The following is a 14,571-nucleotide window of genomic DNA, read 5'->3' as shown; positions in this document are numbered from 1 at the left end:
ACATATTTAACTTTTTTATTGATAAAAACAAAAAAAAATCTCCCAAATTGAGAGATTTTAATTATATTCTATTTCTAATTACGATTTTTCAGTAAAATCCATCCACCGCGCATCTCCAATTTCTTGCTTGCAGGGTTTTCCCACTGCACTCGATACCAGTAAGTGGCCGTTGGAAGGCTCAAGCTTCCCCTTATTGTTCCGTGCCAAACCGTATCCGTTTTACCGGCTTTAAATACTTCCTGACCATACCTGTCGAAGATAGAAGCCGCGAAATTATTGTATTTACTGATTCCTGTAAAGTCTATCGTATCATTTTTACCATCGGAATTCGGCGTAATTGCATTGCTGATGACAAATGTGAAATATTCTAATGTAGTACTACATTTCGCATCTTTTACCTTTACCATGAGATTATAACTTGTATTATCCAAAACATTATAGAAAATATTTGAATTCTGCCATGTAAGGCCTCCGTCAATGGAATATTCCAGTGTTCCTCCGGTAGGATTTGTTGCTGTTAATGTCAATACATGATTTTCATATGTTACATTGGTAAACTGCGGCAAAGCAGGGTTTATCAATTGAGCTGTAAACACTTTAGAACAAGTTCCGTTGCTTATTGTTACCGAATACGTTCCCGGAGTATTTACAGAAATAGTCTGAGTGGTTGCACCTGTATTCCAAACATAAGTATAATTAGGCCCAGGCCCCGCATCTAAAGTCCCGAAATCTCCTGCGCAAACGTACACATCTTCCAGTGTCGATACAATGGCCGGAACAACTTCGATTGTAATACAAGTAGGAGTAGCTACTTTACAGCCATTTCCTCCCAAAGCAAAAACGCAATATGTTGTAGTGACTGTAGGCGAAACAATCTGTGTATTTCCATTTCCTGGAAGTCCTACCCATTCATAAGTAACCCCTCCTGTAGCTGTTAAAGTAACAGATTCTCCCACACAAATCTTAGATTTTGAAGCAGCCAATACTGCTACCGGCGGACCGACTATTATTGTAACTGTAGCAGGGTTTGCAGATATACAACCGTTCGCTCCTACTGCAAAAACCGTATAAGTTGTAGTAACCGTAGGAGAAACCACCTGTGTATTTCCATTTCCTGGAAGACCCACCCAGTTGTAAGTAGCACCTCCCGAAGCCGTTAATGTCACTGATTCTCCCGGACAAATCTGAGGAACACTAGACGTTACCGTTGCTACAGGAAGCGTTGTATTTTGTGTTACTGTTACGTTTGCCGTATAAGTACATGTTAAATTTCCTGGCTGATTAACATTTGATACTGTTAATGTGTATACTCCACCTGCATTTACCACAGGATTTAAAGTATTTGCTCCCGAAACGATATTTCCTCCCCCTGTTGTAGTCCATGCAATTGTAGAACCTGCCGGAATTACAGAAGCAGACGCGTTCAATGTAGTTTGAGCTGTTGTACAGGTAATTTGCTGTGGCGGCGCGATAGTTAAGGTAGTTTGTGGTGTAGCTGATAATTGTAATGTTACTACATATTTACAGCCGCCGTTCGATACCAGAACATAAATGGTCTGTCCACCTGCGCTATTGAAGGAAGCCGGGTTTGCAATCGTGTTTGCATTTCCTGCATTAGCATCAGCAAGATTGACATAATAAGCAAAAGTAACCCCTGTTGCAGAAGTAATCTGAGGCTGAGCTTCCGTTAAATCATAATTGATACCGCCATCCTGATAACATTTGAATAAGGTAGCGTTCTGCGCCGTGAATGGTTGATTAACAGTAATCGTAATTGTTGCCGGGTTTTGAGATACGCAGCCGTTCGCCCCCACTGCCGTCACTGTATAAGTAGTGGTAGCCGTTGGCGAAACTGTTTGTGTAGCTCCGGTTCCCGGTAATCCAACCCAGTTGTAGGTAGTTCCTCCCGAAGCCGTCAATGTTACGGATTCACCGGAACAGATGATTAATTTTGATGCCGTTAATCCGGTTGTTGGCGGAGCACTATCTCCTGTTACAGTAACGTTTGCCGTTGCTGTACATGTTAAATTTTGAGGTTGATAGGTATTTGATATTGTTAAAGTATAAGTTCCTGCTAAGTTTATTACAGGATTTAAAGTATTGGCTCCTGAAACAATATTTCCGTTTGTAGTTGTCCAGTTGAAAGTAGCTCCTGCAGGATAAACTGAAGTGGTTGCATCCAGTGTAATTTGCGAGTTTGTACAGGTTAATACACTTGGTGGAGCGATTGTGGCCGTCATTTGTGGAGCCTTCACGAGTTGCAGCTCGGCTACTTTTGAACAGAAACCGCTTTTAACCAAAACATAAATGGTTTGCCCTGCACTTGGAAATGCAGTAGTATTTGAAATTGTATTGGCGTTTCCTGCCAAAGCATCCGCCTGATTGACGTAGTAAGCAAAAGTGGCACCCGGCGTTGTACTTATTGAAGTTTGGGCCGAAGTCAGGTTAAATGTAGCATTTCCCTGAACATAACAGGCTGTAAGTGTTGCATTCTGCACGGTGGGCGAAGTTCCTCCCACGATAGTCACTGTTGCTGTTCCCGGGCACGTATTTCCGGGTAAAAACACCTGGACAGAATACACTCCCGGTTGAGTTGCGGTATAAGAAGCATTAGTAGCTCCCGGAATCGGATTACCTCCCAACAACCACTGATAAGTAGCGCCACCACCCTGAACTGAGGCAGTAAAAGTCTGAGGCGCATTATCACAAACATTAATTGAAGGAGGTAGTGCTACTCCCGCAGGATTTAAAATTTGAACACCAATATCAAAAGATCCGGCTTCAAGGAAAACTGCAGAATCAAAGTTTGAATCCGAATAATCCGCCAGAACCATTTTAAAATGATAAGTCTGTCCCGGAATTACCGTTGCAGAAGCTGTTAAGGGTATTACACGTCCATTGAAATTGGTTTCTATATTAGCGGTATTATATCCTGCGAAATAAGATTCATTAACAGCAGGACATCCTCCACCTCCCGGCGTTGATATCGTAGGGTGAATATTGGTAACACTTACAGGTGTTCCTCCCGGTAAAACTGCCAGGTTTTGATAGGTAGGATCACCTACTTTTTTTAGCAATAATGCAAATCCGTCGCCTATCGTACATGGATAATCCTGTTGATATTCTTTGGATGCGAATAAATATCTGAAAGTAACCTTTGTAGAAGCAGGTACGAAATCAAATTCAATATAGCTGGCATCTCTTAAATCAGCATTAGAAATTCCTAAAGCAGTTGCCAGGTCTGTATCTCCTTGCACAGATAAACCATCACTTAAAGTTGCCTGGAAGTTATTTCCTGCTTTTCTTGCAAAACCTGTTGTAAGAACGATACCTTTTGCAAAAGGAAAGTTGGTGGTCGCCTTATTAAAATATCCCCAGCTTCTGTCCGGATTGGATGTTGGTAAATTTGGAGAAACAACAACATTTGTCACATTAGCTGCAGAACAAGCAGAACCGCCGCTAATAAGAACATCTTTTACCAATTGCGTGATACTGAAATTTGATTCCGGATATCCGGCAGCATTCACATCAATAAAAGCTCCGGCCTTCATACTCTGAGCTGTAGGCTTTGCAACAATGCCTTTCCCTCTGTTTTGGGCAAAAACAAAGTTTCCTACAATCATTAATATTAAAGCCAAAAATAAATTTCTTGTCCTCCTATTTAACATTTTATATTATTTTAAACAAAAATACTATTTTTTTTGATTGAAATTCAATTCAACTTAAATTACATTATCACTAATACAATCTGATTTATTGTAAAATATTAATTTCTATTCAGGATAAAAACGAAAAAAAGACCAACAAATTGTCGGTCTTTCTTTTATATTAAATTAAATATTTTATTCAAGGTTCTTTAATAAGATCCAGCCGGTTTTCACTGCCGGTTTTTTGCTTGCAGGATCTTCAAAACTTACCTGATACCAGTAAGATGCCGTAGGAAGGCGTTTCCCTTGGAAATATCCGTCCCAATAAGGCTGCAGACTGCTTGCTTTGTACACCTCTTTTCCGTAACGGTCGAAGATAGTAGCTTTAAAATCTTTATACTTAAGTACTCCTCTCATATCAATCATATCATTGATATTGTCTCCGTTCGGGGTGATCACGTTTTGCATTACAAATGTGAAATATTCCAGGAATCCTACACAACTTGTATTTTTTACTCTTACTCTGATAGAAACTACAATATTTCTTGGAACGTTTGAGAACACATTAGAATTCTGCCATGTAACTCCATTGTCAATAGAATATTCTAATGCTCCGTTGCTTGGGTTACTTGCGGTAAGAATCATCGTTCCGTTTTCGTTATAATTTACGTTGATAATTTCAGGAATAACAGCTTGAATAACCTGTGTTGTAAACACTTTTGAACACACTCCATTATTGATTGTCACCGAATAAGTTCCCGGCGTACCAACATTGATGGTCTGTGTAAGATCACCCGTATTCCAAGTATAATGATACTCCGGCCCTGCTCCGGCATCTAAAGTAATAACATCACCTTCGCAGATCATACCTCCTTTAAGTGTGGATACAATTGCAGGAACAACTTCTATCGTGATGGATGCAGGCTGTAAAGATTTACATCCCTGTGCTCCGATTGCGTATACTGTATAAGTAGTAGTCTGGGTAGGAGAAACCGTGTGTGTAGCTCCGGTTCCTGATACTCCTGTCCATTGATAAGTAACTCCATTGGAAGCCGTTAATGTAGTAGATTCTCCGGCACATATTTTCACTTTTGTAGCTGTTAACTGTGCAATAGGGGTAGCTTCTTTTTTCAAAGTTAAAGTAACCATTTTGCTACAGAAAGCTCCGTTTGACACTACCACATAAAGGATTTGTCCGTCCGTTCCATTGTAACTGCCTAAAAGTGTAGGATTAATATAAGCATTATTCTGAGCAACCGCATCTGCCTGATTGATATAGTAACGCACAATAGCCGTTGTAGAGCTGGTAATCATCGGAGTCGCATCATTCAGGTTGAATGTGGAAACAGAAGGTGTTGTACATAATTTCAATGTGGCATTCTGGGCCGGAGGAGTTGTACCGCCGACAATAGTAACGCTTGCATTCTGACATTGTGTACCCCCAACAAAGGTTCTCACAGTATAAACACCGGGCTGAGTAGCAGTATAGGTTGCACTGGTAGCCCCCGGAATTGCAACGTCGTCTTTATACCATTGGAAAGTCATTCCCGGAACGGAAGCAATCTGTGCTTTTAAAAGCTGAGGTGTGTTGTCACACATATTAACATTGGTAATAGGATTTCCGTTACCGTCAACAATTGTCATCCCGATATCGAAAGAACCTCCTTCAATAAACACGGCAGAATCAAACCCTGAGTCTGAAGCATCTGCCAGAACCATTTTGAAGTGATACGTCTGCCCCGGAATTACCGTTGCTTTTGCCTGTAAAGGAATTGTTCTTCCATTAAAATTGGTTTCAATATTAGTAGAGTTGATCCCCGCAAAATAAGTTTCATTAATAGGTCCGCAAGAAAAACCATTCCCAGCAGGAACAATATTAGTAACACTTACAGGGGTTCCGTTCGGAAGGATCGCCATATTAGTATAGGTAGGATCTCCTACTTTTTTCAGTAGCAGGGCGAAACCGTCTGAATAAACCCCACATGGATAATCGGAGGTATATTCTTCTGAAGCGAAAATATAATTAAACTTCACCTCTGTACTGTTCGGAACGAAATCAAATTCGATAAAAACAGCGTCTTTCAGGGGTGCTAAAGGATTGATTGCCGCAACCAGATCCGGATCACTCACCGTAGACCCTGGAACAACATCTCCAAGCCCTCCCTCAAGAACATTACCTGCTTTTCTGGCTGTACCTGTAACCAGGACAACACCATCCGTAAACGGGAAAGCTGTGGTAGCTTTATGAAAATATCCCCAGGCTCTTTCTGTATCCGTAGCCGGCTGATTTGGAGAAACCGTAACATTGGATACATTAGCTACTGCACAACTTGATCCTCCGGAAATCAAAACATTTTTTATAAGTTGCTCGATATTATAGCCGGAAGGTGTGTAGGATGCAGCATTTACATCAATAAATGCGCCTGCTTTCAAACTTGCATTAGTATGCTTTTCTTTTACAGGCTTTCTTGACATCTTTTTTTGAGCAAATACTGACCCTGAAAACAGAAGCAACACTAAAAGGAAAAAGTAGTTTTTTAATCTATAATTTAACATTTTGTTGTTGTTTGTTCAAAAATAGTAATTTTTTTAATTAAAACTCAACATAAATCGAAGGAATTCACATTAATAATTTAACTTATTTTAAATTTCAACAAATTGCAGATAATATATCTGAAATAATAAAAAAAGACTGATAATTTTATCAGTCTCTTAAGAATTATATAATTTATTACTCTATTAATGTAAATTTTATGAATTATTCTTTTTTAAGTTCTTCGATTTTACTTTGAAGTTCTTCAATTTTATCTTTTAAAGCTTTAATCTCGTTTTTATTAGAACTTACATTGCTTTTCAACATTACATTTTTTGCACGTTCACTGTGAATTTCGTCATCTTCCTCTTCGTTGATTTCCTCAATATCCTCCTGAATATCTTCAATATCTTCGTTGATCTCTTCGATATCTTCACTGATCTCCTCAATATCCTCGCTGATCTCCTCGATATCTTCCTGAATGTCTTCAATATCCTCCTGAATATCTTCAATTTTTTCGTGACTTTTATTCACCGACATCTGGATGAAAATAGCCAGATAAATAGCTTCCAGAGAAACAACAGTCGTAAGGATGAGCAACATTTTATCGAACTCGACAATATGCAGCAGCGGCAAGAGAAAGGAAATAATAAAAAATAAAGTATGTACAATCAATGACGGGATAGAACCTATCCACCAGGTGATTCCATTAGCAATTTTTTCTAAGGTTTCAGATTTTTCGATGTCTTTTTTCATTGTGTTTTGTTTTATAATAATTCTTTTGTTACCCCTAATCCGAACAATGCAAAATCATATTTTGCAGGATCTTTTTCATCAAATCTTCTAATAACCATATCCAGCTCTTCCACTGTTTTCCAATCATTCTGAGTCCTGGAAATCAGTCCCAGCTTCCTTGAAATATTTCCCGTATGTACATCCAGAGGAATCGAAAGATGCTTTTGATCTATGTTTTCCCAAAGACCAAAATCCACGCCACGCTTATCTTTACGAACCATCCACCTAAGAAACATAATAATTCTTTTGGTCGAAGAATTCTTATAAGGTGAGCTTACATGCTTGTGGCTCCTGTGCTTTTCAGCTCCTAAAAATTGGCTTCTGAATCTTTCAATGGCGTGAAGAAAATTGGTTTCCTGATCATTTACCTTAAATAAATTCTCCAGGCTTTCATTTTCTTTATAAATTCTATTAAATTGTTTGATAAAATAGGTAAAATCTTCACCATTAAATGTTCTGTGAATACTTTTATCTTTAAGATCTTCAAGATCTTTTTCAGAATAATTCAAGACAAAATCATAAGGAGAATTTCCCATAATATCCAGCATTTTCTCCGCAGATTTTATGATCGCTTTTCTATTTCCCCAAGAAATTGTCGCCGCCAGAAAACCGGCAATCTCAACATCCTGCTTCAAGGAAAAACGGTGCGGAATCTGTATCGGGTCGTTTTCTATAAACTCCGGATGATTGTATTGATCAGCCTTTTCGTCTAAGAAGATTTTTAATTCTTCAAACTTCAACATAAAATTAAATTTTCACAGGCTCTAATGCCTTTGGTAAAAAAGTATTCGGGAAAATTACCCTCGCTTCATCTGTAAATACCGTTAAATCTCCATACCTATTAGAAAAATGCCCTAAAATCAGCTTCCCCACCTCAGCTTTCTGAGCAATTGTGGCCGCTTCCAAAGCCGTTGTGTGGCCGGTATAATCTGCCATTTCCTTCAGATCATGCAAGAATGTAGATTCATGATACAAAACCGTCACATTTTTAATCAAAGGAATCACACTTTCCAGATATCTTGTATCGCTGCAAAATGCGTAGGAAACAGGCGGAGCCGGATCTATCGTAAGAATTTCGTTTTTAATAACATATCCATCGCTTAAAACAAAATCTTTTCCAGCCTTGATATTGTGGTAATCGCAGGTCTCAATTTCACTATATTTTGCAATTTCCTTCATGTTCAGATGTCTGTCTTTCGGTTTTTCCTTAAATAAATAACCGTTGCAGTAAATCCTGTGATCCAAAGGAATCGTGTGAACTTCTACCCTGCTGTCCTCATAAATTTTTTCGGAATAATTCTTATCCAGCTCATGATAAACCACCTCAAAACCACGGTGTGTTTCCGTAATCGTGAAGATCGTTTCCAGCATATTCTTAATTCCTTTCGGGCCGTATACATGAAGCGGCATATCCCTTCCCAACAACCTGAAAGACGCAATTAGTCCCGGCAAACCAAAACAATGGTCCCCGTGAAGATGCGAAATAAAAATATGATTGATCCTGGAAAATTTCGCTTTTGCTTTTCTTAGCTGTACCTGAGTTCCTTCCCCACAATCAATCAGGAAAGACCTTTCTTCCATTTCCAGAAACTGTGCAGTCGGAGAGGAATTGATCGTAGGAATCGCTGAATTAAAGCCTAATATCGTTAAATAAGTGCTCAAATCAATAGTTTATTAAGTAGCAAATGTACGATAGATTTTTAACTTAAACACTGTCATTTTGATGAGATTCTTCCTTCGTCAGAATGACAAAATACAGTTAAAATTATTCTTTTACTTTCAAAAAATCAAGAAATAAATCCAGTGCTTGCTTTCTGTGGCTGATTTTGTTTTTATCCTCAGGATTCATTTCTGCAAAAGTCTTTTCATGACCTTCCGGAACAAAAATAGGATCATACCCAAAACCTTTGAAACCTTTATTTTCAGTTAATAAATTTCCGTGGGCTTTACCTTCAAAATATTTCGCACCGTTTTCGTCATAATAACATAAAACCGTGATGAAATATGCTTTTCTGTTTTCAACACCATTCATTTCGTTTAAAACTTTCTCAATATTTTTTGCAAAATCATGGTCACCGGCATAACGGGCGGAGAAAATTCCCGGTCTTCCATCCAGAGACTCAACCACCAGACCGCTGTCGTCGCCAAGGCTTGGAATTCCTGTTTTTTCGAAGCAATATTTGGCTTTAATCAAAGCATTGGCATTGAAAGAATCGCCATCTTCTACAATTTCTTCATGAATATTATAATCTGTAAGACTTTTTACGACAAAATCGTTTCCTAAAATCTGTTGAATTTCTTCTTTTTTATGTTCGTTGTGTGTTGCTACGAGTAGTTCCATTTTCAATTTCATTTTTTTATTTTATTTAAACACAAATCATACTAACTTTTTGCACAAATTATCACAAATTAAAATTGTGGTATTCGTGAAAACATTTGTAATATTAGTGTTTAGATCTCAGCATAATGCACTTTATAATTCTTCATAAATAAATAGTAAAACAAAGAAAAAAGTATGATTCCGATTGCTAATATGATCCATTCCGATACTTTAAAAGCATCAGCAAAACTTTCATTTTTAGTATATAAAATTAACAAGGATGAACACAAATTATTAAAACCATGAAGTAACATAGGTAATAGTAATGATTTTGTTTTAAAATAAACCAAACCCAAAACACAGCCTAATAAAATCGCTCCCACAAACTGCCACGGATTTGCATGAACCAATCCGAAAATAATGGAAGCAAAAAAAATTGCTTTCCAGGGTTCAACACCTTTATTAATCAATCCTTTCTGAATAATTCCTCTGAAAATAATTTCCTCAAAAATAGGCGCACATATTACCGCTGTAATAATCATTACTACCGGATCATCCGTCAGCTGCTCCATCAACCTGCTGAAAAATTCATAATATTTTCCAAAGAAAGGACCTGTTGTAGGGATTTGCGCCGCGATGAATTCTGCAATGAACATCATGCCGATCATTAAAGGAAAAATCAATAGATAAGTGTAAAAATTCGTTGGTGAAAAATTAAAATTAAGCTTTTTTCCGGTTGTCCTTCTTACAATAAAAAAATCAAAAAAGGCAATTGCAGTAAGGAATCCCGCTGCATTGGAAAGCATGAAAAACCAATCTCTAAACTGAAGATTTTCCTTGAAAACAAACATCCAGAAAACATTAAAAAATGAAACAACCATTGTTCCCACAAATAACCCTGCCAATAAGACCAGTCCTCCAATCCATGTAAACGTAAACTTCGGATATCTGCTGTTTTCCATGATAAAAATTTAGTGAAACAAAGATAATTTTTTTGTATTAAAAAAGTGAATATGTCAATGGTGAATTGCAAATTTCCGGGTTTTATACTTAAACTTCGGGTTTTAAGCCTTAAACCATCCAAATTCATTTTTAATTTCCATTAAAATTCCCGATTTTTGCAACTTCAAAATACGATATGTCAGACTTAATCAAAGAAATACAAAGAAGAAAAACATTCGGGATTATCTCTCACCCCGATGCCGGGAAAACCACTCTTACGGAAAAATTACTGCTTTTCGGGGGTGCAATTCAGGAAGCGGGTGCGGTAAAATCGAACAAAATAAAAAAAGGAGCCACCTCCGATTTCATGGAAATTGAGCGCCAGAGAGGAATCTCCGTAGCGACTTCCGTGTTGGCTTTTGAATATAAAAACCACAAAATCAACATCTTGGACACTCCGGGTCACAAAGATTTTGCGGAAGACACTTATAGAACTTTAACTGCCGTTGACTCTGTAATCGTTGTGATCGACGTTGCAAAAGGGGTTGAGGAACAGACAGAAAAGCTGGTTCAGGTTTGTAGAATGAGAAACATTCCGATGTTGGTTTTCATCAATAAACTGGACCGTGAAGGTAAGGATGCCTTCGATTTGCTGGATGAAGTTGAACAGAAATTAGGGTTAACTGTGGTTCCGCTTTCTCTGCCAATCGGTATGGGGGCGGATTTTCAGGGGATTTACAATATCTGGGAAAACAATATTCAGTTGTTCTTAGAAGAGAAAAAGCAGAAAGTTGGGGAAGCGATTAAGTTTGATGATATTAATGATCCTTCAATAGATGAAGCAATTGGTGAAAAAGCAGCTGCCACTTTAAGGGAAGAGCTTGATCTTGTGCAATCTGTATATCCGGAATTTAATCGTGAAGATTATATGAAGGGTGATCTGCAGCCGGTTTTCTTCGGTTCGGCTTTGAATAATTTTGGGGTTCGTGAATTATTGGACGCTTTTATTGATATTGCTCCAATGCCACAGCCAAAAGAGAGTGATACACGTCTTGTAAAACCTGAGGAAAACACTTTTACAGGATTTGTTTTCAAAATCCACGCAAATATGGATCCTAAGCACAGGGATCGTTTGGCCTTTGTGAAAATTGTTTCGGGAACTTTTAAAAGAAACGAAAATTATTTATTGGTAAGAGAAGGCAAAAAAATGAAATTCTCTTCTCCAAATGCATTTTTTGCAGATAAAAAAGAGGTGGTGGACGAAAGTTTCCCTGGAGATATTGTGGGGCTTCACGATACGGGAAGCTTCAGAATCGGTGATACATTAACAGGAGGTGAAAAGCTGAGCTTTAAAGGAGTTCCGAGCTTCTCACCGGAACATTTCAGATATATTAATAACAGTGATCCACTGAAAGCAAAACAATTAGCAAAAGGGATTGATCAGCTGATGGATGAAGGTGTTGCCCAGTTATTTACGCTTGAAATGAACAACAGAAAAATTATTGGGACTGTTGGAGCGCTTCAGTATGAAGTTATCCAATACCGTCTGGAACATGAATATGGTGCAAAATGTACTTATGAGCCACTTTCCATGCATAAAGCTTGTTGGGTTGAAGCTGATGAAAAGTCTGAGGAATTCAAAGAATTTGCAAGATTAAAGCAGCGGTTTTTAGCCCGAGATAAATACAATCAACTGGTGTTTTTAGCTGATTCTTCTTTTACCATTCACATGACGCAGGAGAAATTCCCGAATGTGAAGCTGCATTTTATTAGTGAGTTTAAACAGGACTAAATTTAAATTTGATAAAAAAAGACCGTTCTAATTATGAACGGTCTTTTTTGTTTGTAATAGTGGATTGTTATTCTTTAATCCATTTTATTGTTTTATTAAAATCTTTAGTTTTAACAGTAATGAGATAATCTCCTTTCACTAAGTGCGTTAAATTAAATGTTCCCACATTATCATGATCTAATTTATTATCCGGCTTGCTAAATACCAATCTACCGCTTACATCATGAATAGCTATATCATAGATATTATTTTGTTTTCCAAATTTAATATTTAATAGTCCCTTGCTTGGGTTAGGATATACTACGAATACGTCTTTATCACCATTAGCTTCATCAACAGCCAATACCTGAGTAATAGTAAAATTAACAGGATTGATATTATAAAAAACGTTTCCTACACCTGCTACCATAATTCTGGCTTGTGTCGTACTTACATTCGGAATTGTAACCACCTCAGAACCATCGTTTGGAGTAGATGCAACGATAGTCGTTGGATATGTAAGACCTCCATCTGTGGATAGTAAAATACTTACATTGGCACAACTTACAGGAGCAGCAGTTGTATTGGCTACATTCCATGTTATTGCCTGAGTTGTGTTACCTGACCAGTTTACAGCCGTAGTGGGTGCAGTTACTGTGAATGGTCCTGAGTTGCCGTCAACCGTAATGGATGCATCATCATTGGCAACACCTGCACAGCCTGCATTATTGTCTCTTACTGTCAATCTGAATTCCATCGTTCTTCCGTATGAAGGCAAAATTTCTCCTTTAGTTAGTGTGTTATTGATAACATCTGTAATTTTCGGGAAATATCTGTAAGGAACGGTTACGGGTAAAAATGATCTGAAAAGAGGAGCATTTCCGGTTGGGGCATTCCAGTTTCCTGCCGGACCGATATCATTTTGTTCCCAGCAATAAGTTAATCCACCGTTTTCAGCATCTGTTGCAGAACCTGTTAATTTAAATGGTGTACTTTTAGGTATCGTATAATTATTTCCGGCGTTTACAACAGGAGCTGTATTGGGAACAGGAGTTGTAACCTGGCACGTTGTTGATTGAACTTTTGTAGTAATTGATTGAAATGATCGGGTATGAAAAATAGCAATACTATTAGCAGCTAAATTATTTGTACTGCCACAAATACCTGCATAAGCCATAATTGTAATTCCACTTCCCGGCTCTACAGCATTAGCACCACTACGATTTCCTCCTCCACAATTGACTGTAGTAGCATTAAAAGTATGTGGGCCTCCGAATTGATGTCCTACTTCATGTGCAACATAATCAATATCATAAGGGTCGCCGACAGGATTTGGTGAACCTGTAATACCACTGGCTTTGCCCGAAGCATTACATATAACTCCCAAACCGGCTAATCCACCACCTCCAGTACTGAAAGTGTGGCCTATATCATAGTTAGCAGTTCCTATGATAGCATCAATCTGGTCCTGACTTTCATCAATTAATACGTTTGCATCATCATTCCCATTGAAAGGGTCTGTAGCAGGATTTGTAAAAATAACAGAAGTTTCGTTAGCAACCAATACAAGTCTTACTGCTAATTCCTGCTCATACACTCCGTTCACTCTATTTACAGAAGTTACAATAGCAGAAAGGGTTTGAGCAACAGAAGGTGAAGATAATCCTGTTGCAGCCTGTGCGTATTCGCCGGTACAAGCTACTACAAAGCGGAAGATTCTAATTTGAGTTCCTACGCTTGAAGTAACGGTTTTTTGAGCGTTTTTTTTTTCTAATTCTAGAGCGTCATCTTTTGTTTCACAAACTCTTGGATTTTTATTAATCAGATCAGCTTTTTTGTAAATAATATAGTTATTGATATCATTTTTCGCATAAGGATCAATATATAAATCACCAGTCACCACAGATTTTATCTGAGCATGAAATCCTAATTCTGTAAAATCTAGTTTCAAAGTAGCATATTTGTCATCAACTCCCTGCCCCGTAAATGTAACCAACTGAGGAAATTTTTGGGCTAATTCCGGAGCCATCACCGAAGATTTCCAGATTCTGAATTTCGCTTTCGTACCATCAGGCATTGGCAAAACGATAATGGGAGCCTTATCTTTAAAATCACCGTCTTTCAGTTCAGGAACTGAATTAAAATAACTTTTCATTCCGGCCACATCCAAAGTGTACGTAAGAAATTTTTCGGGTTGAATTGTTCTGTTTTTAGGATCCGCTTTAATGGATCTTTCACTGATAGCCGTGAAAAAATCCTGCGCTTTCCCTAAAGAAATGGATAAAATAAATATCCCTAAATAAAGTAGTTTTCTAATATTCATATTAATGTTGTTTAAATAAAACAAAGCTTGCATACAAAATTCACACTAAACAAATATATAAAAAACAAAGGCACAAAATAGTGAAATACAATTAATTACATTATTTTTTTTGATATTAATTAATTTATAAATCAAATTACTTCTTTTAAAGAAAAAACAATCAAATTTTTGATTATTACATGAACAAAAATATGAAACAAGAAAACCACAGCTTTTACAAAAACCAACTATATCTAAATT

At 37.6% G+C, this 14,571-nt stretch carries 9 protein-coding genes; 1 reads left to right on the top strand and 8 read right to left on the bottom strand.

Translation table 11 applies throughout. From position 1 onward, the window contains the following. Nucleotides 1–74: 74 nt before the first annotated feature. The 7 genes from ATE47_RS04460 to ATE47_RS04430 form a co-directional block, all read right to left on the bottom strand. Nucleotides 75–3,668 (bottom strand): choice-of-anchor L domain-containing protein, encoded by a 3,594-nt coding sequence (locus ATE47_RS04460; RefSeq protein WP_062160826.1) that lies wholly within the window; start codon nt 3,666–3,668, stop codon nt 75–77. A gap of 174 nt (nt 3,669–3,842) precedes the next feature. After that, nucleotides 3,843–6,122, bottom strand: a complete 2,280-nt coding sequence (locus ATE47_RS04455; protein WP_228376318.1) for a choice-of-anchor L domain-containing protein — start codon at nt 6,120–6,122, stop codon at nt 3,843–3,845. Between the two features lie 283 nt (nt 6,123–6,405). After that, nucleotides 6,406–6,936, bottom strand: a complete 531-nt coding sequence (locus ATE47_RS04450) for a DUF1003 domain-containing protein (protein WP_062160824.1) — start codon at nt 6,934–6,936, stop codon at nt 6,406–6,408. An 11-nt stretch (nt 6,937–6,947) separates the two neighbouring features. Continuing rightward, nucleotides 6,948–7,718: a TIGR02757 family protein gene (locus ATE47_RS04445; RefSeq protein WP_062160823.1), complete on the bottom strand. Its 771-nt coding sequence runs from the start codon at nt 7,716–7,718 to the stop codon at nt 6,948–6,950. Between the two features lie 4 nt (nt 7,719–7,722). Further along, nucleotides 7,723–8,637, bottom strand: a complete 915-nt coding sequence (locus tag ATE47_RS04440; protein WP_062160822.1) for a ribonuclease Z — start codon at nt 8,635–8,637, stop codon at nt 7,723–7,725. Nucleotides 8,638–8,740: 103 nt separating this feature from the next. Beyond that, complete coding sequence (rdgB, locus tag ATE47_RS04435) at nt 8,741–9,322, bottom strand: RdgB/HAM1 family non-canonical purine NTP pyrophosphatase (protein ID WP_062163444.1); 582 nt, start codon at nt 9,320–9,322, stop codon at nt 8,741–8,743. A gap of 104 nt (nt 9,323–9,426) precedes the next feature. Beyond that, nucleotides 9,427–10,257, bottom strand: a complete 831-nt coding sequence (locus ATE47_RS04430) for a CPBP family intramembrane glutamic endopeptidase (protein ID WP_062160821.1) — start codon at nt 10,255–10,257, stop codon at nt 9,427–9,429. Between the two features lie 176 nt (nt 10,258–10,433). Here ATE47_RS04430 and ATE47_RS04425 point away from each other — a divergent pair, with 176 nt between their 5' ends. Further along, nucleotides 10,434–12,029 carry a peptide chain release factor 3 gene (locus ATE47_RS04425; protein ID WP_062160820.1) on the top strand — a complete coding sequence of 532 codons (1,596 nt, stop codon included), beginning with the start codon at nt 10,434–10,436 and terminating at the stop codon, nt 12,027–12,029. Nucleotides 12,030–12,096: 67 nt separating this feature from the next. Here ATE47_RS04425 and ATE47_RS04420 read toward each other — a convergent pair whose 3' ends face one another. After that, on the bottom strand, nt 12,097–14,331 hold the full coding sequence (locus ATE47_RS04420) for a reprolysin-like metallopeptidase (RefSeq protein ID WP_185097133.1): 2,235 nt from the start codon (nt 14,329–14,331) through the stop codon (nt 12,097–12,099). Nucleotides 14,332–14,571 lie beyond the last annotated feature (240 nt).

This window comes from Chryseobacterium sp. IHB B 17019, from assembly GCF_001456155.1.
Lineage (GTDB): Bacteria > Bacteroidota > Bacteroidia > Flavobacteriales > Weeksellaceae > Chryseobacterium.
The sequence above is the reverse complement of the archived record's forward strand: the minus strand, read 5'-3'. Positions and strand labels throughout refer to the sequence as shown.

Excerpts from the sequence above, each read along its gene's own strand:
- ATE47_RS04460 (WP_062160826.1), bottom strand. The coding sequence starts at position 3,668 with ATGTTAAATAGGAGGACAAGAAATTTATTTTTGGCTTTAATATTAATG.
- ATE47_RS04455 (WP_228376318.1), bottom strand. The coding sequence starts at position 6,122 with ATGTCAAGAAAGCCTGTAAAAGAAAAGCATACTAATGCAAGTTTGAAA.
- ATE47_RS04450 (WP_062160824.1), bottom strand. The coding sequence starts at position 6,936 with ATGAAAAAAGACATCGAAAAATCTGAAACCTTAGAAAAAATTGCTAAT.
- ATE47_RS04445 (WP_062160823.1), bottom strand. The coding sequence starts at position 7,718 with ATGTTGAAGTTTGAAGAATTAAAAATCTTCTTAGACGAAAAGGCTGAT.
- ATE47_RS04430 (WP_062160821.1), bottom strand. The coding sequence starts at position 10,257 with ATGGAAAACAGCAGATATCCGAAGTTTACGTTTACATGGATTGGAGGA.
- ATE47_RS04425 (WP_062160820.1), top strand. The coding sequence starts at position 10,434 with ATGTCAGACTTAATCAAAGAAATACAAAGAAGAAAAACATTCGGGATT.
- ATE47_RS04420 (WP_185097133.1), bottom strand. The coding sequence starts at position 14,331 with ATGAATATTAGAAAACTACTTTATTTAGGGATATTTATTTTATCCATT.